General features: G+C 59.5%; 17 protein-coding genes and 1 pseudogene. 12 read left to right on the plus strand and 6 right to left on the minus strand.

Annotation, left to right across the window (positions count from 1 at the left end):
* Window position 1 precedes the first annotated feature (1 nt).
* Complete coding sequence (locus tag EJA70_RS06305) at window positions 2–1477, plus strand: amidohydrolase family protein (protein WP_158830173.1); 1476 nt, start codon at window positions 2–4, stop codon at window positions 1475–1477.
* Window positions 1478–1611: 134 nt separating this feature from the next.
* A complete protein-coding gene (locus tag EJA70_RS06310; RefSeq protein WP_150646848.1) occupies window positions 1612–1980 on the plus strand; it encodes a glyoxalase superfamily protein in 369 nt (122 codons plus the stop codon).
* A 121-nt stretch (window positions 1981–2101) separates the two neighbouring features.
* Here the strand turns inward: EJA70_RS06310 and EJA70_RS06315 are convergent, their stop codons facing one another.
* Window positions 2102–2467: a DUF6124 family protein gene (locus tag EJA70_RS06315; protein WP_158830174.1), complete on the minus strand. Its 366-nt coding sequence runs from the start codon at window positions 2465–2467 to the stop codon at window positions 2102–2104.
* 510 nt (window positions 2468–2977) lie between these two features.
* Window positions 2978–3994, minus strand: a complete 1017-nt coding sequence (locus EJA70_RS06320; protein ID WP_158830175.1) for an AraC family transcriptional regulator — start codon at window positions 3992–3994, stop codon at window positions 2978–2980.
* Between the two features lie 211 nt (window positions 3995–4205).
* On the opposite strand from EJA70_RS06320, the gene EJA70_RS06325 reads away from it, so the two are divergent.
* From EJA70_RS06325 to EJA70_RS06360, 8 genes are all read left to right on the plus strand, one after another.
* Window positions 4206–5801, plus strand: coding sequence for an FAD-binding oxidoreductase (locus EJA70_RS06325; protein ID WP_158830176.1), 1596 nt, complete (start codon window positions 4206–4208; stop codon window positions 5799–5801).
* A 5-nt stretch (window positions 5802–5806) separates the two neighbouring features.
* Window positions 5807–7399, plus strand: a complete 1593-nt coding sequence (locus tag EJA70_RS06330; protein ID WP_158830177.1) for a glycerol-3-phosphate dehydrogenase/oxidase — start codon at window positions 5807–5809, stop codon at window positions 7397–7399.
* Window positions 7400–7419: 20 nt separating this feature from the next.
* A complete protein-coding gene (locus tag EJA70_RS06335; RefSeq protein ID WP_158830178.1) occupies window positions 7420–8988 on the plus strand; it encodes an FGGY-family carbohydrate kinase in 1569 nt (522 codons plus the stop codon).
* A 613-nt stretch (window positions 8989–9601) separates the two neighbouring features.
* The gene (locus tag EJA70_RS06340; protein WP_158830179.1) at window positions 9602–10891 is read left to right on the plus strand and encodes a phospholipase; all 1290 of its coding nucleotides are present in this window, start codon (window positions 9602–9604) and stop codon (window positions 10889–10891) included.
* Between the two features lie 48 nt (window positions 10892–10939).
* Entirely contained in the window at window positions 10940–12898 is a 1959-nt protein-coding gene (locus EJA70_RS06345) for a DUF1302 domain-containing protein (protein WP_158830180.1), read from the plus strand.
* Between the two features lie 149 nt (window positions 12899–13047).
* Window positions 13048–14421, plus strand: coding sequence for a DUF1329 domain-containing protein (locus tag EJA70_RS06350; protein ID WP_158830181.1), 1374 nt, complete (start codon window positions 13048–13050; stop codon window positions 14419–14421).
* An 89-nt stretch (window positions 14422–14510) separates the two neighbouring features.
* A complete protein-coding gene (locus EJA70_RS06355) occupies window positions 14511–14756 on the plus strand; it encodes a plasmid stabilization protein (protein ID WP_158830182.1) in 246 nt (81 codons plus the stop codon).
* Window positions 14753–15172, plus strand: coding sequence for a type II toxin-antitoxin system VapC family toxin (locus tag EJA70_RS06360; RefSeq protein ID WP_158830183.1), 420 nt, complete (start codon window positions 14753–14755; stop codon window positions 15170–15172). The genes EJA70_RS06355 and EJA70_RS06360 overlap by 4 nt, the downstream gene beginning before the upstream one ends.
* A gap of 313 nt (window positions 15173–15485) precedes the next feature.
* Here EJA70_RS06360 and EJA70_RS31340 read toward each other — a convergent pair whose 3' ends face one another.
* Entirely contained in the window at window positions 15486–16349 is an 864-nt protein-coding gene (locus EJA70_RS31340) for a methyl-accepting chemotaxis protein (protein ID WP_371924523.1), read from the minus strand.
* A pseudogene (locus tag EJA70_RS31345) lies at window positions 16344–17405 on the minus strand (methyl-accepting chemotaxis protein); the annotation flags it as partial. The gene EJA70_RS31340 and the pseudogene EJA70_RS31345, both read right to left, overlap by 6 nt.
* A 254-nt stretch (window positions 17406–17659) precedes the next feature.
* Between EJA70_RS31345 and EJA70_RS06370 the strand changes: the two are divergent.
* Together EJA70_RS06370 and EJA70_RS06375 are read left to right on the plus strand one after the other, a co-directional pair.
* Window positions 17660–18331, plus strand: coding sequence for a histidine phosphatase family protein (locus EJA70_RS06370; protein ID WP_158830185.1), 672 nt, complete (start codon window positions 17660–17662; stop codon window positions 18329–18331).
* A complete protein-coding gene (locus EJA70_RS06375; RefSeq protein WP_158830186.1) occupies window positions 18328–19158 on the plus strand; it encodes a phosphatase PAP2 family protein in 831 nt (276 codons plus the stop codon). The genes EJA70_RS06370 and EJA70_RS06375 overlap by 4 nt, the downstream gene beginning before the upstream one ends.
* Before the next feature lie 152 nt (window positions 19159–19310).
* On the opposite strand, the gene EJA70_RS06380 is transcribed toward EJA70_RS06375, so the two are convergent.
* Both EJA70_RS06380 and rimJ read right to left on the minus strand, forming a co-directional pair.
* The gene (locus EJA70_RS06380; protein WP_158830187.1) at window positions 19311–20789 is read right to left on the minus strand and encodes a glycosyltransferase family 39 protein; all 1479 of its coding nucleotides are present in this window, start codon (window positions 20787–20789) and stop codon (window positions 19311–19313) included.
* Between the two features lie 30 nt (window positions 20790–20819).
* A complete protein-coding gene (gene rimJ, locus EJA70_RS06385; protein ID WP_158830188.1) occupies window positions 20820–21407 on the minus strand; it encodes a ribosomal protein S5-alanine N-acetyltransferase in 588 nt (195 codons plus the stop codon).
* Window positions 21408–21467: the final 60 nt, after the last annotated feature.

Consider the following 21467-nt stretch of genomic DNA (forward strand, 5'->3'; position numbering starts at 1 on the left):
CATGTTGTACGACACCCTGATTCGCAATGCCCTGATCATCGATGGCAGCAACGTGCCCGGTTACCGCGCCGATGTGGCGATTCGCGAGGGCCGCATCGAGCGTATCGGTGACTTGCACGACGCCACGGCGACCGAAGAAATCGACGCCACCGGCCGCGTGCTGGCGCCGGGTTTTATCGACGTGCACACCCACGACGACACGGTGGTGATTCGTCAGCCAGAGATGCTGCCAAAACTCAGCCAAGGCGTGACCACGGTGATTGTCGGCAACTGCGGGATCAGCGCCTCGCCCGTGAGTTTGAAAGGCAATCCGCCGGACCCGATGAACCTGCTTGGCACGGCGGCGGAGTTTGTTTATCCACGTTTTAGCGATTACCGCGCGGCGGTTGAAGCGGCGAATACCACGCTGAACGTCGCCGCATTGATCGGCCACACGGCGCTGCGCAGCAATCATCTGGATGACCTGTTGCGCACCGCGACTCCGGAAGAAATCACGGCGATGCGCGAGCAATTGCGTGAAAGCCTTGAGGACGGTGCGTTAGGTTTATCCACAGGTCTGGCCTACGCTAGCGCTTACAACGCGTCCACCGATGAAGTCATGCAACTGACTGAAGAACTCACGGCATTCGGCGCGGTGTACACCACCCATTTGCGCAGCGAGTTCGCGCCGGTTCTGGAAGCGATGGATGAAGCTTTTCAAATCGGTCGACATGCGAAATCGCCAGTGATCATTTCCCACCTCAAATGTGCAGGCGTGGGTAACTGGGGGCGCAGTCCCGAGCTGCTCGCATCATTGGAAGAAGCCGCGAAAACCCACCCGGTCGGCTGCGATTGTTACCCGTATGCGGCGAGTTCTTCGACGCTGGATCTGAAGCAAGTCACCGACGCCCATCGCATCACCATCACCTGGTCGACGCCGCACCCGGAAGTCAGCGGTCGCGACCTGATCGACATCGCTGCGGAATGGAATCTGCCGTTGCTTGATGCCGCGAAACGCTTGCAACCGGCGGGGGCTGTTTACTACGGCATGGACGAGGCGGATGTACGAAGAATCCTCGCGCATCCGTTGTCGATGGTCGGTTCTGACGGACTGCCGGAAGATCCGTTCCCGCATCCACGCCTGTGGGGCGCTTTCCCACGGGTGTTGGGCCATTTCAGTCGCGATGTCGGCCTGTTTCCGCTGCACACCGCCGTACACAAGATGACCGGGTTGTCGGCGGCACGGTTTGGTTTGAAGGAGCGCGGCGAGATTCGTGAAGGCTATTGGGCGGATCTGGTGTTGTTCGACCCGGCGACCGTGCGTGATGTCGCCGATTTCAACGATCCACAAAGAGCGGCGCAGGGCATTGACGGGGTTTGGATTAACGGCGTTTTGAGTTACCACGATGGGCAGGCAAATGGGCGCAGGGAAGGGCGGTTTCTGGCGCGCGAAGGTGATTTACGCAAAGGATTTCATCAGGCGAAATCCCCCCTGTAGGAGCTGCCGAAGGCTGCGATCTTTTGATCCATATCTCATAGTGGCACTGTGCAATTAAAGATTGTCGACACCAAGCCGAAGTGCTGACATCCAGCCCAACTACACTGTCGGGCCAACCAGTCAGGGAGCACCCCATGAGCTTCGGCAAAACCACCCCGATCCTGCGGATCTTCGATGAAGCCAAAGCCGTTGAATTCTACGTCGACTTCCTCGGCTTCAAGATCGACTGGCAGCACCGTTTCGAAGCGAATTTCCCGTTGTATCTGCAGGTGTCTCGCGGTGAGTGCGTGTTGCATTTGTCCGAACATCACGGCGATGCGAGCCCGGGTTCGGCGCTGCGTATTGAGACGGATGAGCTGGAGGTGTTTCAGCAGCAATTGATCGCCAAGGACTACAAGTTCTCGCATCCGCAGATTCAGGCGATGCCGTGGGGGAGTCAGGACATGACCATTGCGGATCCGTTTGGTAATCGGTTGGTGTTTACCAACGCGATTTGTCTCTGAGCTGAAAAGCCCCTCACCCTAGCCCTCTCCCGGAGGGAGAGGGCTGGGGTGAGGGGAACATGACACACCGCAAAAAGAAGCCCGCCATCCAACCCTTCGGGTTGGCCGGCGGGCTCTTGCGTTACTCGGTCGGCACTAACTGGTCCAGCACGCGATTGACCGCCATTTCCGCCACCATCACCACTTGCGCAATGCCCTGCAAAGTTTTGCGATGGGTGCCTTCAACCTGCGCGGCATGGTTGTTGAGCATGACGGTGGCCGAGCCAAGGGTTTCGCTGGCGTCGGTCAGCAGGGATTCGGTGTTCGCCGCGGGGTTGGCCATGTACAGCGTGTTAGGCGAATAGGGCGTGGCCATGAGGTCGGCGTTCGTCGGACCGAGGTAGTGGTCGAGCGCGCGCTCGGCGGCTTCGTGGAATTTCTTTGAGTCGGGGGATTCGTAGGGGGATGCCGGGTCGGTGGCCGGCGGGTTTGGCGTAACTTTGAACATTAACCAGATCCTCAAATTAAGCTGGCCACCGCTTCTCTACTAAAAGAAGTGGAGGCAGCTATGCGCAGGTTAGTAGACCGGGGATCTGGGAAACCGGCGCGCCCGAGGGCGCCCTACGCACAGCCACCATAACGTTCAGGCAAGACCCGATTGCTTGATGAGCTATACGCCCCAAATATTCCGGGCTACTAAACCCGATCACTGGAAATCAGTGACGCAATCAAGTTACGCAGCATGCTCAGGGCGCACAAGCCGGCGGATTCTGGCGTAGGCGTAGGTTATGGCGCAAGGATTTGTGGGCTGTTTCGCGTAACGCCGGGTGTCCTTAAACAGCTGCGCTGCAGGATGTTTAATGCGCTCAGGTATCGAAGATTTGCTTGTAGGAATTGTGGGCTGCAACTGACGCCATCGCTGGCAAGCCAGCTCCCACAGTGTTTTGTGTCGTGCATAAAATTTGTGATCACCGCTGAACCTGTGGGAGCGGGCTTGCCAGCGATGACGCCGGCTCATTCACCCCCGATGCAACTGCCGAAACTCCCCCGGCGGCATCCCGCGTCGGCTCTTGAACGTACGGTGAAACGACCTCGGTTCGGTAAACCCCAGATACTGCGCAATGTCCTGAATCGGCAACGTACTGTTGAGCAAATAATGCTCCGCCAGCTCCTGGCGCAAATCATCGAGAATCTGCTGATACGACGTCCCCGCCTGATGCAGTTGCCGCTGCAACGTACGCACCGACACCGCCAGATGCTCGGCCACCTGTTCCTTGCGCGGCAAGCCTTCCTTAAGCAACTGCCGCAGAATGTTCTTCACCTGCTGCTCCAGCGACGCATCCTCCAGCGTCGCCATCAATCCCAGCGCATGTTCTTCCAGCGTTCGCAGTAACTGCGCATCCGCCTGACGCAGCGGCAACTGCAAATACGCCAGCGGCACAACCAGCGCCGAATACGCCTGATCAAACACCACCGGGCAATCGAAAAACGCCTCGTACTGCGCAGGCGTCGCCTCGGCCGGGCACGAGTGTTCGAGCCACACAGCGGCCGGCGACATCTGCGTGTCGGCGATCCAGCGTGCATATTGCAGCCATGAACCGAGCACATTTTCCACCAGATGCCGGCGAATCCGTGGGCGCTGATAACGGCATGTCCAGATCAAATGCACGTGGCCATCCAGCACTTCAGCGCGACTCACGCCCATGTCGCCAACGAGTTTTTCGAACGGCATGATCCGGCTCATCGCATCGCCCAACGTAGCGCAGTTCATGGTGATGTAGCCGAGCACGCTCCACGAATTGGGCAGGACGAAATTCGCCGCGTTGAGCCCGAACAACGGATCCCCCGAATGCTCGCAGAAATAATCCAGCAAGCGTTCATGCGCCTCACCGGGCAAACGCAGGGTGTTGTCGCTCAACTGCTGCGCCTGCAAACCCGCCGCCGCCAACGCCGGTTCGACGGCCATGCCCAGTTGCTCGGCATGGCGCAGGTATTTGAGCAGCGGCGGAACCGAGGTGAAGCCAAGCGATTGCATGATCCCATTCCTTTGATCAACGGCGGCGAGGGCGAACGAATAGCCTGAAAGGTAATTTGAAACCCCGACTAAAGTAAATGGCTGACGCTTGCGCGACGTTTGACTCAATTGGCTACACGAACTGGCCGGATGCGACCGTGACACTTTGCGGCCGCTGGCTAGTATGGGGGCCTGAAATATCACTGATCTGACGGCAAAAAAGGACACACGCATGCGACGCTGGAACGGCTGGGGAGATGCAACCACGGTGGTCGAACTGCCGGCCCAGGGCGCGGAGTTTCTTCATGAACGACTGGGCGAGGGGCGCGCGCTGCCCGATGCCACGCTTGAAGCGGCATTGGCGCGTGTGCCGGCCTCGCGGTTGTCGGCGCGCACGTTGTACAGCGTTGATGCTCATGATCGTTTGTTGCATGCGCGGGGCCAGAGCCTGCCGGACTGGCTGGCGTTGCGCGAAGGTGCGCTGGGCAATTATCCCGATGCGGTGGCGTTTCCCGAGACCGCTGAACATATTCGCCAATTGCTGGCGCTCGCCCACGAACAGGACTTGTGCCTGATCCCGTATGGCGGCGGCACCTCGGTGGCCGGGCACATCAATCCGCCGGATTCAGCGCGGCCAGTGGTGACGGTGTCGCTGGCGCGGATGAATCGCCTGATCGATCTCGACGAACAAAGCCTGCTGGCAACGTTCGGCCCCGGTGCGAGTGGCCCGCAGGTGGAAAGTCAGTTGCGTGCGCGGGGCTACACGCTGGGGCATTTCCCGCAGTCGTGGGAGTTGTCGACGTTGGGCGGTTGGGTTGCCAGTCGTTCCAGCGGTCAGCAGTCGTTGCGCTATGGTCGGATCGAGCAATTGTTTGCGGGCGGAACCTTGGAAACCTTTGCCGGACCTTTGGAAATTCCAACTTTCCCGGCTTCGGCTGCCGGACCCGATTTGCGCGAAGTGGTGCTCGGTTGCGAGGGCCGTTTCGGGATCATTTCCGAGGTCAAAGTGCGGGTCAGTGCATTGCCTGCTGATGAGCGTTTCTACGGTGTGTTTCTCCCCGATTGGCCGCAGGCTCTCAGAGCCATTCGCCAATTGGCCCAGGCACGCGTACCGCTGTCGATGCTGCGCCTGTCCAATGCGGTAGAAACCGAAACGCAACTGGCACTGGCCGGTCACCCGCAACAAATCGCCTGGCTGGAAAAGTATCTGAAGCTAAGGGGGGCAGCAGAGGGCAAATGCCTGCTGACCTTCGGCGTCACCGGTAATCGTAGGCAAAACGCATTGTCGCTGGCGCAGGCGCGGCTACATCTCAAGGCCTTCGGCGGCATATTCACCGGCACCTTGCTCGGCAAGAAGTGGGCGCAGAACCGCTTCCGTTTCCCTTACCTGCGCGAGAACCTGTGGAACGCCGGTTACGTCGTCGACACCCTGGAAACCGCCACCGACTGGAGCAACGTCGACAACCTGCTCAACCTCATCGAAAACAGCCTGCGCGAGGCCTTGGCCGCCGAAGGCGAACGCGTGCATGTCTTCACCCACTTGTCCCACGTCTACGGTGAAGGTTCGAGCATCTACACCACTTACGTGTTTCGCCCGGCGGCTGACTATCCGGCAACGCTGGCACGCTGGAAAGCGCTCAAACACGCGGCCAGCCAGACCATCGTCGACAACCACGGCACCATCAGTCACCAGCACGGCGTCGGCAAGGATCACGCGCCGTACCTGTTGCGTGAGAAGGGCGCACTGGCGATGGATACCTTGCAGGCGCTGAGCAAACACTTCGATCCGGCCGGGCGCCTCAACCCCGGCACGCTGTTGCCGGAGTGACGGCCATGAGTCAGGACTGGAACGCTGAATGGCGCCAGCAGGTTCTGCCAACACTGGCAGATGAAACCTGGGATTTGATCGTCATCGGCGGCGGCATCAGCGGCGCCGGCATCCTGCGTGAAGCGGCGCGTCGTGGCTGGCGCTGCCTGTTGCTGGAACAGCGCGATTTCGCCTGGGGCACCTCCAGTCGATCATCTAAAATGGTCCATGGCGGTTTGCGTTATATCGCCAAGGGGCAGTGGCGCCTGACCCGTGATTCGGTGCGCGAGCGTCAGCGCTTGCTCGACGAAGCGCCGGGGCTGGTCGAGCCGATGAGTTTCATGATGCCGCACTATCGCGGCGGCTTTCCCGGGCCTCGGGTGTTGGGTGGATTGCTGAGCGTTTATGACGCCTTGGCGGGGCGGCGCAGCCATCGTTTTCATGATGCACAACAGCTTCGATATCTGGCGCCGGGCGTGAAGGAGAACGACTTGCTTGGCGGCACCAGTTTTGTCGATGCGCTGACCGATGATGCGCGGCTGGTGATGCGTGTGTTGAGCGAGGCGCGGGCCGATGGTGCTGTCGTGGTTAACGGCGTTCGCGTCGAACATTTGCTGCGAAAAAACGGACGGGTGTACGGCGTTCAGATCGAAGATTGTGAGGCCGGCGCGACCCTGCAACTGCGCTGTGGCGTGCTTGCTGTGGCCACCGGCGCATGGGCTGAACGCTTGCGGCCGACGGAAGCACCACGGCTACTACGGCCATTGCGCGGCAGTCATTTGTTGCTGCCGAGCTGGCGTTTGCCAGTGGCGCAGGCGTTCACGTTTCTGCATGAACGCGACCGGCGTCCGGTGTTCGTTTTTCCTTGGGAAGGCGCGACGGTGGTGGGCACCACGGATCTTGATCATCGCGAGGAACTGGATCAGAGCGCGAGCATCACTGGCGAAGAACTCGACTACCTGCTGGCGGCCTGCACACAACAATTTCCCGGCGCAGAAGTGACGGCGAATGATGTGTTGTCGACCTGGTCCGGCGTGCGTCCGGTGGTAGGCAGCGCAGGTGCGCATCTAGACAAACCGTCGAACGAAACCCGTGAACATGTGCTGTGGCAGGAGCCGGGTTGCGTGACACTGGCCGGCGGCAAACTGACCACGTTTCGCCCGCAAGCCATTGAAGTGCTCAAGGCCTGCGCGGACATGCTCGACCGTCCCTTCGTCGACGATGCCGCGCCGGTGTTTGCGGCTGTGCCTGCGCTGGCAATCCCTGAATTGAGCAGCAATCAATGGCGACGCTTGGCCGGACGGCATGGCCGAAGCCTGCCTAGGCTGGCGCAACTGATCAACGATATCGGCCACGAAACGGTCGGCGCCACGGACACCTTGTGGGCGGAACTGGCCTTCGCCTGCGAAGCGGAAATGGTTCTGCACCTCGACGATCTGCTGTTGCGCCGCACGCGTCTCGGCCTGTTGTTGCCACTCGGTGGCGAAGATTATTTCGCCGCCATCCGCCAGCTCTGCCAGCCACGACTCGGCTGGAGCGACGAACACTGGCAGCAGGAAATTCAGCGTTATCGGGCGTTGTGGCAACGCCATCACGGTCTGCCGGATGCCACGCCTTGATGCCCCTTGAAGAGAGCTCCATGGATAACCACCCGAACAAGCGTTACCTGCTGGCCATCGACAACGGCACCCAGAGCGTGCGCGCGTTGCTCTTCGATTTGCAGGGCAATTTGCTCGGCAAAGGCAAGGTTGAATTGCAGGCGTATTACTCGACGCAACCGGGTTGGGCCGAGCAGGATCCTGAGTATTACTGGGCGAAACTCGGCGAGGCGTGTCAGCAAGTCTGGGCTCAGACCGGCATTGATCGTTCGCAGATAGCCGGGGTGTCGCTGACCACTCAGCGCGGTACGGTGATCAATGTCGATGCGGAGGGCAAACCGCTGCGCCCGGCAATTTTGTGGCTTGATCAGCGACAGAGTGAAGTCGAGGGCGGGATCAAAGGGCCGTGGGGCTGGCTGTTCAAACTGGTCGGTGCGCAGGGCACGGTGGATTATTTCCGCGCCCAGGCTGAGGCGAACTGGATTGCGCAGCATCAGCCAGAGGTGTGGGCGGCGACCGACAAGTTTTTGCTGCTGTCGGGGTTTCTCACCCATCGATTGTGCGGGCGTTTTGTCGACTCGGTGGGTTGCTGCGTCGGCTACCTGCCGTTCGACTTCAAACGCCTGAAATGGGCCGCGCCGAGTGACTGGAAATGGCAGGCGCTGGCGGTACGTCCGGAGCAATTGCCGACCCTGCACAAACCCGGTGAAACCCTCGGCTACATCACCGCTGAAGCCGCTCGCCACACCGGCATTCCCGAGGGCTTGCCGCTGATTGCGGCGGGCGCCGACAAGGCTTGTGAAGTGGTTGGTGCCGGCGTGGTCGACGCGGGCACGGTGTGCCTGTCTTACGGCACCACGGCGACGATCACCAGCACCCGTTCGCGCTATCTGGAAATCGTCCCGTTGATTCCGCCGTACCCGTCAGCGGTGCCTGATCAGTACAACTGCGAGGTGATGATTTATCGCGGTTACTGGATGGTCAGTTGGTTCAAAAACGAGTTCGGCTTGCGCGAGATGCAGCAGGCCAAAGAGCAGGGCATCGAGCCGGAGCAGCTGTTCGATGCGCTGGTCGATGCGGTGCCGCCGGGGTCGATGGGCCTGATGCTGCAACCGTACTGGTCGCCGGGGATTCGCGAGCCGGGCGTGGAAGCGAAAGGCGCGATGATCGGCTTCGGCGATGTGCACACCCGCGCGCATATTTACCGGGCGATTCTTGAAGGATTGGCGTATGCCCTGCGCCAGGGCATGGAGAATATCGAGCGGCGTTCAAAGGTTACGGTGAAGCGCCTGCGCGTGGCCGGTGGCGGTTCGCAGAGCGATGCGGCGATGCAGCTCACGGCAAATATTTTCGGCCTGCCGGCGGAGCGACCGCATGTCTACGAAGCATCTGGCCTGGGTGCGGCGATCTGCTGTGCGGTGGGGTTGGGATTGCACGCAGATTTCCCCACGGCCATCGCGGCAATGACCCGAGTAGGCGCGGTCTTCCACCCCCAACCCGAGGCACAAAAAATCTACGAGCAATTGTACAAAGACGTCTACCTGCGCATGTACCGCCAACTCAAACCGCTGTACCAAAGCATCCGCAAAATCACCGGCTACCCCGCCTGAAAAGCACACCTCAATTCCCCCTGTAGGAGCTGCCGAAGGCTGCGATCTGTTGATCTTGTTTTTCAAGATCAACATCAAAAGATCGCAGCCTTCGGCAGCTCCTACATAAATCGTATCGTGATCTGAAATGGCGTACCGCCAACTCAAACCGCTGTACCAAAGCATCCGCAGAATCACCGGCTACCCCGCCTGAAAATCCTCAAAAATCCCCCTGTAGGAGCTGCCGAAGGCTGCGATCTGTTGATCTTGTTTTTCAAGATCAACACCAAAAGATCGCAGCCTGCGGCAGCTCCTACATAAATCGTATCGTGATCTGAAATGGCGTACCGCCAGCTCAAACCGAACTACCAAAGCATCCGCAAAATCACCGGCTACCCCGCCTGAAAAACACACCACAATTCCCCTGTAGGAGCTGCCGAAGGCTGCGATCTGTTGATCTTGTTTTTCAAGATCAACATCAAAAGATCGCAGCCTGCGGCAGCTCCTACATAAACCGTGTTGAGATTTGAATTGGCGCCATCGGAGACTTTTTCTGGTGAGATCGGACAGTGTCAGCGGCGAGGTCGGTTGTTAGGCTCATCCCCCACGGCACCTCCAATAAGAACCACAAGCAATGAAGCTGACCTTCCTCCTGTTGCTGCTTTGTGCAACGGCCCCGAGCGCCTGGGGCTGGTCGAACCATACGGTGGGCAGCTATCTGGCGTTGCAGGATCTGCCGGCCTTGCGCGACGCGCCACAGGTCGAAGTCGAGCCGCTGGAAGCCTTTCTTGCGCAGCAATACCAGGCCGTGAGTGCGCTGCTGGAGGAACAGGAAACCTTCGCCCGCGAACACTTCGTCCAATATCCACCACGCCCCGACGCGCTGAAATTACCCGCCACGCCGAGTGACAATCTGCGCCACGACTTCCTCACGGCATTGCGCATCAATCCCGAGATTTACCTGGCGATGGTCATCCAGCCATTGCCCGGCAAAGACCTGGCCGAGCGCGAGCATTTGCAGGCCAATCAAGTCATGGTCGAACAAACCCTCTCACCGTGGAATCGCGAGCGCTTCATCGTTGTCGCCGACCACGAAAAAGTCGCGCCGCTTGCGGTGCTGGCCAGCGCCGCTGATGAGCCGGATTACGGCCACGACATCAACCTGTTCAGCGACAACCCCGGTGCAGTCGGCGCGGTCTATGGCTTCGGCCCGCAGCCGTTCGGCGATGCGCGTTTCCAGTACAGCTCGCAGGCGCCGTTTCACATGGGCTTCTTCCATGAAAGCGCGGTGGTCTACGCGGCCGCCGGTTTCCTCGAACGCAGTTGGCCGGACTGGCGCGCGTATCAATACATGGGTCTGGCGCGCCTGGCGTTTGCCAGCGGTCATCGGTACTGGGGCTATCGCTTTCTCGGCTGGGGCCTGCACCACATTCAGGACCTGACCCAGCCCTATCACGCCAAGCCATTGCCGGGCGTCGACCTCGCCAATCTCCTGCTGTTGGAAGGTAAGGCCATCGCCGGATTCGCGGAGGATAAACAGGCCTCCATCGAGCGCGTCGCCACGCGGCACATGGAAGTGGAGAAGTACCAGTCGACGTGGCTGCGCCGTTTGCTGCGCGCCGGCCAGCCGCATCCGATGCTCGACGCTTACGCCGATGTCGCCCGAGACAAAAGCTATCCGCCGTACTCGGTCGACTACCTGCGCGAAGTGGTCAGCGCCGAGTCCGTCAATGACTCCGCAGCGTTTGATGAAGCCATCGGGCAGTGGCTTGAGACCGCACCAGCGACCAGTGATTTCAGCAGCGGCAACCAACTGCAGCGGGAAAATTTCGATCACCCGGCTCTCAACCAGCAACTGTTCAAGCTGCTGGGACATTTCGGCGCGCACAGCCGGATCTACGTCAGCGCGGGATTGGCGCCCTAGCCACCGCGACAGGACAAAAAACAATAAAAAACAGGGAAGGAGGAACACATGATCAACACTCGATTGCGCCTGACGGGCGCCGCGCTCCCCGGTGTCGGCCTGGCCGGGCTGCTGCAACTGTGCGCAGTCGATGGCGCGCACGCGGTGGAATTCAGCGTGCTCGACAAACAGGTCACCGGCTCGTTCGACACGACCTTGTCCTACGGTCGTTTGTGGCGGGTGCAGGGTCGCGATAAAAGCAACGATGACGTCAACACCAACGACGGCAATCGCAACTTCGACACCGGGCTGGTTTCCGAGGTGTACAAGATCACCTCCGAGCTTGAGGCCAACTACCAGAACTACGGCGTGTTCATGCGCGGCACTGCGTTCTACGACACGCAACTGATGGACAAACGCAACAATTACTACGACAACAACAGCCCCTCGCAACCGAGCCAAAGCTACCCGCAGGACGACCACTTCACCGGCCAGACCCGTGACATCGCCGGCAGCCGCATCGAGATGCTCGACGCCTACGTGCATGGCAGTTGGGACGTCGCACAGATGCCGGTGACCGCGCGTGTCGGTCGTCAGGTGTTCAATTGGGGCGAGGGGATTTTCTATCGCGGCGGGATCAATACCACCAACCCGGTGGACGCGGCCAAGTACCGACTGCCCGGCGCGGAAGTGAAGGAAGTGCTGGTGCCGGTGGAGGCGCTGAGCTTCAACGTCGGCCTCACCGATTCGCTGACGATGGAGAGTTTCTACCAGACCAACTGGAAGGAAACCCGCATCGATCCGGTCGGCACGTTCTACTCGCAAACCGACCTGTTCGCTGACGGCGGCAACACTGGTTACAACAACTTCAGCGGCACTGCACTCGATACACCGGTGCCGGGATTCGGCAACGTGATTGGTCTGTACAGCGCGTTGGGCAACAACCCGTTGCTCAGTCCGGTTTTGCAGACCACTGGCCTGTACGCCAACGGCGTGACGCCGGCTTACGGCAATACGCTGAAGGTGGCGTCGGTCGGCAAGGACTACAACGCGCGCAACGACGGCCAGTTCGGCTTTGCCTTTCGTTACATCGCCGAACAGCTCAACAGCACCGAGTTCGGTTTGTACATGGTCAATTACCACGCCAAGGAACCGACCATTGCGGCAGATCTGGGCGGCTACAAAGGCATCGACATGAACGCCCTGACCAACCTGTTGGCCGGTGTTGCGGGCGATCAGGCGGGAGCGCTCGCCAACGGTCTGGCCACGGCTGATGTGATGGGCAACATTCAGGCGCATCGTCGCTATGCCGAAGACATTCGCATGTACGGTTTCAGCTTCAACACCACGCTGGGCGAGGCCTCGGTGTTCGGTGAAATCGCTTATCGGCCGAATCTGCCGATCGGCGTCGCGGCGACCAACGATTTGATCGGCGACCTGGCCAACGGTGCGGCGGTGGCGGTGACGGGCCGGTCAATCAACGTCGGCGGGCAGATGGTCAATCTCAACAGCGAGATCAACAACGCCGAGCGCGTCGAAGCGTTCAACACCTCGCTGGGCACCATCTACAACTTCGGCCCGACGGCCTCGTTCGACTCGCTGTTCGGCATCTTCGAACTGGCCTCCGAACACCTGCGCGGCAGCAGCCTGCAATACACGGCTTATGACGGCAGCACGCGTTATTACGCGGGTACCGGTAACTATTCCTATGTGTCGGGCGGTGATCGCGACGATCAGGTCAACCGTGATTCCTACAGCTACACGGCGATGCTCAACGGCACCTGGAACGACGTGTACGCCGGAGTCAACGTCTCGCCTTACGTGGTTTACAAGGATGACTTCAAGGGCAACAGCTATCAGGCCGGCAACACCATCGAAGGTCGCAAGGCCTACACGCTGGGGATCAAGGCCAACTACCAGAACAAGCTCGAAGCCGAACTGCAATACACCGAGTTCTACGGCGGCGGGCAGAACAACGGCATCCGCGACCGCGACAACGTCGGGTTCAACCTCAAGTATTTTCTTTGATTGCCCAGAACAAAACTTGCGGCACCCTGTCCCCCTGTGGGAGCGGGCTTGCCCGCGATGACGGCAGCACATTCGACATCAATGGTGGCTGACCCACCGCAATCGCTGGCAAGCCAGCTCCCACAGGTTTTTGTACTTTGGAGAAGATCATGGTTCGCACTTCACGATTGACCAAGGCTTCGCTCGGGCTTGTTCTAGGTCTGGCCGCCGGCAGCGTTCTCGCCGCCATCACCCCACAACAAGCCGAACAACTGAAAACCACCCTGACCCCCATGGGCGCCGAGCGGGCCGGCAACGCCGCTGGCACCATCCCGGCCTGGACGGGCGGCATCACTCAGGCGCCCGCCGGCTACAAACCCGGCCAGCATCACCCCGATCCGTACGCCGCCGACAAGCCGCTGTTCACCATCACCAAAGCCAATCTCGACCAATACAAAGCGCACCTCAGCCCCGGTCAGATCGCGCTGTTCAACAGCTACCCCGACACCTTCCAGATGCCGATCTATCCGTCCCGTCGCTCCGGTTCTGCACCGCAATGGCTGTACGACAACACCCTGAAAAACGCCACTTCGGCTAAGTTGCTCGAAGGCGGCAGCGGTTTCTCTGATGCCTACGGCGGTGTGCCATTTCCGGTGCCGAAAGACGGCGTCGAAGTGCTGTGGAACCACATCACCCGCTATCGCGGCATCTACGTCGTGCGCCGCGCTTCCGAAGCGCCTGTGCAGCGCAACGGCAGCTTCGCGCTGGTGACGTCACAGCAGGAAGCGCTGTTCAACTTCTACCGCCCAAACGGCCAGTTCGCCGATCTGAAAAACATCCTGTTCTATTACCTCGCCTTCGTGAAAAGCCCGGCGCGACTGGCCGGTGGCGCTGCCCTCGTGCACGAAACCCTCGACCAGCTCAAAGACGCACGCCAGGCCTGGATCTACGACGCCGGCCAACGCCGCGTGCGCCGTGCGCCGAACCTCGCCTACGACACGCCGATCGCATCCTCCGATGGCCTGCGCACTGCCGACGACACCGACCTGTTCAACGGCTCGCCGGATCGCTACGAGTGGAAGCTCAAGGGCAAACAGGAAATCTACATTCCCTACAACAACTACAAAGTCGGCAGCCCCGACGTGAAATACGCGCAACTGCTCACCCCCGGCCACCTAAACCCGCAATACACCCGCTACGAACTGCACCGGGTCTGGGTGGTGGAAGGCAGCTTGAAACCGGGTTCGCGGCATATCTACTCGAAACGCGTGCTGTTTCTCGATGAAGACAGCTGGGGCGCGGCACTGGTCGATCAATACGATGGGCGAGGGGAGTTGTGGCGCGTGTCGATGGCCTACCTGAAAAACTTCTACGACCTGCCGACCACGTGGAGTGCGCTGGACGTGTTCCACGACTTGCAGGCGCGTCGTTACTACGTGCAGAACCTTGATAACGAAGAAGCGGAGACTGTCGATTTTGCACAACCGGTGCCGGAGGATGCGTATTTCATGCCGTCGGCGTTGCGGCAGCGTGGGACGCGTTAAGCGGGATACCGTTCGGAAAGACGCCGGGTTTTGATAGTTGAAGATGTGCTAGCCTGCAATCAATGATTTCATTGATTGCAGGAGGCATCATGGCCAGCATTACAATTCGAAACCTCGACGAAAAGCTCAAGGAACAGCTGCGCATCACTGCGGCTCACAATGGGCATTCCATGGAAGAAGAGGCTCGACTCATTTTAGGCAGGGCTCTTACGACAGTTGATCGTGCCGGAGGGCTCGGCAGCCGGATCCGCAATAGATTCAGTGCTGTCGGCGGCGTTGATCTCTATCTGCCAGAGCGTTCAGAAAAAGCCACTACGGTGGATTTCTCTGAATGATAGTGCTTGATACCAACGTTCTTTCGGAGTTTATGCGAGTCGAGCCAGAGTCTCGGGTGCTTGCCTGGGTTGATGCGCAACCCGCGATGGAGCTGGCAGTGAGTGCCGTGACGGTGGCGGAAATACTTCACAGTATCGCTCGGCTGCCTTCCGGAAAGCGCAAACAAAAACTTGAGGCCCATGCCATGGCGATGTTCGAAGAAGACTTTGCCGGACGTATTTTGTCTTTCGACGCTCATGCCGCTGTCGAGTACGCAACGCTTGTTGCGGATTGCGAATCAAAAGGCCGCGCGGTTTCGATGGCCGATGCGCAAATTGCTGCGATCTGCCGAACCCATGGCCTCCCCATAGCTACCCGTAACGTGAAGGATTTCGAGTTTAGCGGTGTAGAGATGATTAACCCGTGGGCAGCTTGAGGATCACAAAAGCGAAGTAGATAGCCCCTGAAAAAGTTCGCTACCCACATGGCACTGTAGGAGCTGCCGAAGGCTGCGATCTTTTGATCTTTTTTATGACTGCTCCGAATCGAAGATCAAAAGATCGCAGCCTGCGGCAGCTCCTACATGATGCGGAGTTTTTTCCGGGGCATCGGGGTGACAGGCCTGACGCAATCGCGGGCAAGCCCGCTCCCACAGGTTATGAGTCGAACACAACATCTGTGAACGACTGAAAAACCTGTGGGAGCGGGCTTGCCCGCGATTGGTTTTTTGCTTCAGCGCTGTACGAAGATCAAACGCGGAAGTGGCTGACCATCTGCTGCAACTGACCACCCAAACGTGCCAGTTCAACACTCGACGCCGCCGTCTCATCACTCGCCGCTGCGGTCTGTTCCGACACGTCGCGTACGTTGATGATGCTGCGGCTGATCTCTTCAGCCACTGCACTTTGCTGTTCAGCCGCCGCGGCGATCTGCTGGTTCATCGACTGAATATTCGACACCGTGCGAGTGATGTTTTCCAGCGATGCACCGGCCTTGCGAGTCAGGGCGACGCTGCTGTCAGTCAGCGCGCGGCTGTTGCTCATCACCGCCGAAACCTGCTGGGTGCCGTTCTGCAGACCGGCGACCAGGCCTTCGATTTCTTCGGTGGATTTCTGCGTACGCTGAGCCAGGCCACGAACTTCGTCGGCAACCACGGCGAAACCACGACCGGCTTCACCGGCGCGCGCTGCTTCAATCGCCGCGTTGAGGGCGAGCAGGTTGGTCTGTTCGGCAACGGCCTTGATTACGTCCATGACGCTGCCGATCTTGTCGCTTTCCTGTTGCAGTACGCTCATGGCTTCGGTCGAACGCACCACTTCGCTGGCCAGACGTTCGATCTGGGCGATGGCTTCGTTTACGACTTTGTCGCCTTCACGGGCTTCACCGTCAGCGGCCGCGGCGGCCTGCGAGGCTTCTTCGGCGTTGCGCGCGACTTCCTGCACGGTGGCAGTCATTTCGTGCATGGCGGTGGCGACCTGATCGGTCTCGATTTTCTGGCTGTTCACCCCGGCGCTGGTCTGCTCGGTGACGGCGGACAACTCTTCGGCGGCGCTGGCGATCTGGGTGACGCCGTCGCGGATGCCGCTGATCAAGTCGCGCAAAGTCACGCCCATGCGCGCGATGCCTTGTTGCAGCACACCGAGTTCGTCGCGGCGGGTGACGGTGACGTTTTGGGTCAGGTCGCCGCTGGCGATGCGCTCGACCACGGCCAGGGTTTCTTGCAGCGGACGGGTGATCTGACGGGTGATGATCACCGCAGCGATCACGCCAACCAACAACGCCAGCAAGGTGCTGATCAGCTGGAAGGTGCGCGCCTGGGCGCTTTCGATGTCACGACGGTCGAGCTGGATCTGGTACAGCTGCTCGCTCAGGGTCACGATGGTGGCGCCCTGATCAGTCATTTCCTTGCGGGCCTGCACGGCTTCGGAGTTGGCGTTTTTATACGCCATCAACGCGCTGCGGTAGTTGCCCAGCGCTGTCTCTAACTGGCGCAGAGCGTCCTGCTGAGAGTCAGCGAAATGCACATTCAGTTGCTTGAGGCTGGCGATTGCCACGTCGACTTGGCCGACTGCTTTCTGCTCGGTTTCGGCATTGGTGGTCGCGGTGTAGCCGCGCACTTCATAGCGCGCGAGGATGAACGCTTCCTTGGCCGTGGTTATCGCCTGGAACTGGGCGAAACGCTGTTCGCTCATGTCCATTTGCTGCACGCTTTTGCTGATCGATTCGATCAGGTTGTAGGCGGTCTGAGCATTGGTATTCATGGTGTCGCGCGCGCTGTTGCCGGTGCGATACGAATTGCGCATTTTGTTCAGCGAGGTCTGGTATTCAGCGATGGTCGCTGCCTGCTCTTTGAGCAGTTTGACGTTTTCCGGGCTCTTGAAGCTGTTGATCAGCTTCTGCTGTTGCGCGGCGAAACCTTCAAGGGTGGTCTGCACGTTCTGCGCGGCGGTTTCATCGCCATTGGCCAGCATGTATTGCAGGCGCACCACTCGCAGTTTGGTCAGGCCGGCGTTGAGCTGGGTGATGTCGCTCATCCAGTTGCTGCGGTCGATCAGGCCACCGAGGCTGGTCCAGCCTGTCAGGGCCAGCACGCAGGTCAGGGCCAGCACAAGGCCGAAGCCCAAGCCCAGTTTCATGTTCACGCTGATGTTGCCGAACCAGCTATTCATCACAAATCCTCCAGAAACGTAAGGTTTCTTAGTCGTCAGTTAGGCTGGAAGATTGTTGTTTTTTTGAGCCAGCAAGGGTGTTAGCAGGTCTTTATCGGCCGCAAATGCGAGAGCTGAAAGGTTTTTGTCGGACAGAATTTGTAACAGACCAGCCCAAGACTTTTTTCACATGGGTTTCACCGGCTGCCGACGCCCGGCTCTGTACCTTCGCCGCATCGAATGACAAGTGATGCAGGCTGGCGAGGCGGCTTTTTGTGGAATTGAGACTGAGTCTGTTTGGCGTCAAACGCTCGATCGATCTGAGCGCTCTGGCGCGTTTTCGCAACACCTGGGTGGTATTGGCCGCTTTGGTGCTGGTGATCCCGCTGACCTTGTGGTTGCTCGCCCCGGCGGCGATCCCCGACCTGGCGCATAGCAATGTGGCCGGGGCCCAGGCGTTGGTGACTGGCTGGGAAAAGGGCGAGATGATCGTGCTGGTGCGCCACGTCGAGCGCTGCGATCACTCCAAAGCGGCGTGCCTGAGCGGCAATGATGGCATCACCGACCGCTCGCGCAGTGTCGCGGTCGCGGTCGGTGCGCGGTACGAGCAACTGGGGCTGAACAATGCCGACATCTATAACAGCCCGATGGTGCGCACCGTGCAGACCGCTGGGTACATGTTCAACCGCGCCGCAGTGGGCGAAGACTGGTTGATCAGTTGCAAGGGCCGCATGTTGCAAGAGGCGCTCGCGCACAAAGTACCGGGTCGTAATCTGATTCTGGTGACCCACAGCGAATGCATGGCGCAAATCGAAAAAGACCTGAAAGTGCCGGCGTCCGATCCCGGCTATGGCTCGTCACTGTTTGTTTCTGCTGCCAGTCCGGCGGCTCCGAAAATGCTCGGCTTCATTGAAGCCTCTGACTGGCACACGGTGACTACCGAATGAATACTCGTTTTTACGCTTACAACTTCGGCATCCCGCTGGCCTGCGCGACGTTGGTGTTCCTGATGTTCGACATGACCAACATCGACATCGCTTTCAGCAATCTGTTGTTCGATCCGCTGACCCAGACGTTCCCGCTCGACAAGATTCATTTCTTTGAAAAACTGACTCACAAGTGGGCGCGGATCATTCCGAACTGGACGGCGGAAATCGCCCTGATCGGCGCGATGTTGTCGGTGGTCTGGCCGTTGGTCAATCCGCAAAAACGCCCGCGACTCGGGGCTTTTCTTGAGCGAAGTAAAGTTGCTCCGCTGCTGCGATTTGCCGCCGATTACCGCAGGGATTTTTTCTTCGTCGTCGTGGCGTTTGCCGTTTGCACCGGCGTGATTCATTTCCTCAAGGCGCACACCAGCGTTTACTGCCCGATCGAAACCACGCTGTACGGTGGGAAAATGGCCCACATCGAGTGGTACAACAATTTCCAGCTGTTCCATGAAGCAGGGGAGGGGCGCTGCTGGCCGGGCGGGCATGCGTCGGGCGGTTTCACCATGCTGGCGCTGTACTTCGTTGCGCGGCGCTATCAGTGGCGGTTTTCCAGCGCGATTCTGTGGGGTTCGTTGTTGCTTGGTTTTGTGTATGGCACGACGCGGGTTCTGCAAGGCTGGCACTACATGTCCCACACGTTCTGGGCGGGAATCTTCGTCTGGCTGGCGTGTTTGCTGACGGCGTTGGCGTTTTATGGGCGTGGGCGGCTGGAGCGGCCGGTGTTGGAAAAGCATCAACAGCGAGTGCCCGCCAGCAACTTGGCAACTCCCTTGAGCAACGAATAACCCTGTGGCGAGGGGATTTATCCCCGATGGACTGCGCAGCAGTCCTTTCTTTTGAATCAAAAGAGGGGGCGCTGCGCACCCCATCGGGGATAAATCCCCTCGCCACAATAAGCCTCCTCAACCCAATAAGTCCTGGTCTGCGAACGATTGATTCAGTCGCTGACGAAGTAGTAAGCCTGACGCCCGACCATCATGGTCTTCAACACTTTCAGCGGTGCGGCAGGCTCGGTATCCGCCGAGATCACCGCCACATTGGTGGCTGCCGCAGCGAGAAAGTCCCGCAACTGCGCCTCTGTATCCAGACCTTTAAGCACGCTCTGCGTATAGAACACACTCGCACCGCCCACCCGTTCATTGGCTTGAAACAACGCAACCTGATGACCGTCCGCTTGCAACGCTTGAATGTGTTCGGTCAGCGGCAGGAACGACAGGTGTTTATCGGCGTTCGGCAACGTCCACTGTGCGGCAGCAAGATAGCTGCCGATCACTACGGTAATGACAGCAGCGGCCAATGCCTGACGATGCCTCGCGATTTTGCTGACAAAACCCTGGGCGGATTCGTACGCTTTCAGCTTGTCGAACAACACCCCCGCAAACTCGGCCGCAATCACCGCTGCCGCCGGGGTCATCGACATCAGGTACACCGTGCGTTTACTCGACGCCAACGTCAGCATCACGAATTGCGCGACGATCCACAGGCTGAAAAACAGCAGATACCGGTTGGCCGTCAACTCTTTGCGGAAATGCCACAGCCCCAGATACACCAGAATATTCCACGGTAAAAACGCTTCCGGCAGTTTCGCCAAGTAGTAGTAGAACGGCTCGTAATGCCCGGCCTCGACGAACGATCCGCTGAACCGTCCGACGCTGTTGGTCAGCAACACTTCTCTGACCGATTGCGCGCCGCCGTGCTGATAAAGCACGACAAGCCAGATCAGCAGCGGAATCAGCCCAACCAGCGTCAGCAATCCCGGCCGCAGCCAATCACTGACCTTCAGGCGTTTCTCGATCAAGGTCTCCGCCAGCAGATAAGCAAAAATCACCACCCCCGGCATTGCCAGGCCCAGCACGCCTTTACTCAAGGTTGCGATGGCAATCCCGCCGACAAACAGCAACGAGTTACCCACGCTCGATGCGCGTTGTGCCTTAAAAAACGCCAGCAACGCCGCCGTCACACCCAGTGCGAGCAGCGCATCCTCGCCGACCCCACGCACGTTGCTCCAGTAACTGGCCATGGTCGCCAACAGAATCCCTGCTGTCCACGCAACAATGTTTGGCCGCCCGAAACGCCGCAACATGCCGTACAACAGCATCACGCTGAGCAGTCCGGCCACCGCCGACGCCAGTCGTACCGCCCAGGGTGAAACGCCGAACACGCGCATGGCGCCGGCGTCGAGCCACAGACTCAGCGGGGGTTTTTCCAGAAAAGGCTCGCCGAACAGACGCGGCGTTACCCAGTCGTTGTCCAGGTGCATCTCCATCGCGATCCCGGCGACGCGGGCCTCGGTAGAGCCTTGCAACTGGTGATTGCCCAAGGCAAAGAAGAACAGCAGGGCGGCAAGCAGAAACAGCGAAGTGGCGGCACGCGACATGGCTTTCAGGCTACCGGAAGGGGCGGAAGGCCTGAGCATACGTCGGCAATGCTTAACAAATTGTGAAACTCACGCCAGTTGTCGCGACCAGCGCTTTTCCGGCGTTTCGAACAGCGGGTTGACCAACGCCGTCAGCACGTGATCCTGCCAGCGCCCGGCAATGTTCAGATACGCTTTGGCAAAACCCTCACGCTCGAAACCCAGGCGCTCAAGCAAGCGCGCACTGCGATCGTTGCCGGGAATGTAGTTGGCCATGATCCGGTGCAGATTCTGGCTGTCGAACATGTAGCCGATGCCGGCCTCCAGCGCCTCCTGCATCAAGCCTTGGCCCTGATGGGCTTCGTCGATGTGATAACCCAGATAACACGCCTGAAACGCGCCGCGAATAATCCCGCTGAAATTGCACGCGCCGATCATTTGCTCACCGTCCGGCGTCAGCAGGGCGAAGTGCATGGCCAGTCCTGCCTCGAAAGCACTGGCCTGGATGTCCAGGCGTCGACGAATCTGTTCGGTGGAGAAATACTCCGTGGTGCGGATCGGCGACCAGGGCGCGAGGTGGCGCAGGTTGCGCTTGTAGAAATCACTTTCCAGCGCGGCCTGATCCGAGGCAAGAATCGCCAGCGTCAGGCGTTGGCAGGGCAGGGTCAGCAGCGGCATCGGGCGCTCCGGTCAGGGGTATCAAAGTACAGAATTGACCGACGCGGCGGAAAATACAAA

It is taken from the genome of Pseudomonas sp. PB103 (assembly GCF_009764635.1).
In the GTDB taxonomy this organism is placed as follows: domain Bacteria; phylum Pseudomonadota; class Gammaproteobacteria; order Pseudomonadales; family Pseudomonadaceae; genus Aquipseudomonas.

Coding starts and splice junctions, on each gene's coding strand:
- EJA70_RS06305 (WP_158830173.1), top strand. CDS start 2: ATGTTGTACGACACCCTGATTCGCAATGCCCTGATCATCGATGGCAGC.
- EJA70_RS06310 (WP_150646848.1), top strand. CDS start 1,612: ATGAGCTTCGGCAAAACCACCCCGATCCTGCGGATCTTCGATGAAGCC.
- EJA70_RS06315 (WP_158830174.1), bottom strand. CDS start 2,467: ATGTTCAAAGTTACGCCAAACCCGCCGGCCACCGACCCGGCATCCCCC.
- EJA70_RS06320 (WP_158830175.1), bottom strand. CDS start 3,994: ATGCAATCGCTTGGCTTCACCTCGGTTCCGCCGCTGCTCAAATACCTG.
- EJA70_RS06325 (WP_158830176.1), top strand. CDS start 4,206: ATGCGACGCTGGAACGGCTGGGGAGATGCAACCACGGTGGTCGAACTG.
- EJA70_RS06330 (WP_158830177.1), top strand. CDS start 5,807: ATGAGTCAGGACTGGAACGCTGAATGGCGCCAGCAGGTTCTGCCAACA.
- EJA70_RS06335 (WP_158830178.1), top strand. CDS start 7,420: ATGGATAACCACCCGAACAAGCGTTACCTGCTGGCCATCGACAACGGC.
- EJA70_RS06340 (WP_158830179.1), top strand. CDS start 9,602: ATGAAGCTGACCTTCCTCCTGTTGCTGCTTTGTGCAACGGCCCCGAGC.
- EJA70_RS06345 (WP_158830180.1), top strand. CDS start 10,940: ATGATCAACACTCGATTGCGCCTGACGGGCGCCGCGCTCCCCGGTGTC.
- EJA70_RS06350 (WP_158830181.1), top strand. CDS start 13,048: ATGGTTCGCACTTCACGATTGACCAAGGCTTCGCTCGGGCTTGTTCTA.
- EJA70_RS06355 (WP_158830182.1), top strand. CDS start 14,511: ATGGCCAGCATTACAATTCGAAACCTCGACGAAAAGCTCAAGGAACAG.
- EJA70_RS06360 (WP_158830183.1), top strand. CDS start 14,753: ATGATAGTGCTTGATACCAACGTTCTTTCGGAGTTTATGCGAGTCGAG.
- EJA70_RS31340 (WP_371924523.1), bottom strand. CDS start 16,349: ATGGGCGTGACTTTGCGCGACTTGATCAGCGGCATCCGCGACGGCGTC.
- EJA70_RS06375 (WP_158830186.1), top strand. CDS start 18,328: ATGAATACTCGTTTTTACGCTTACAACTTCGGCATCCCGCTGGCCTGC.
- EJA70_RS06380 (WP_158830187.1), bottom strand. CDS start 20,789: ATGCTCAGGCCTTCCGCCCCTTCCGGTAGCCTGAAAGCCATGTCGCGT.
- rimJ (WP_158830188.1), bottom strand. CDS start 21,407: ATGCCGCTGCTGACCCTGCCCTGCCAACGCCTGACGCTGGCGATTCTT.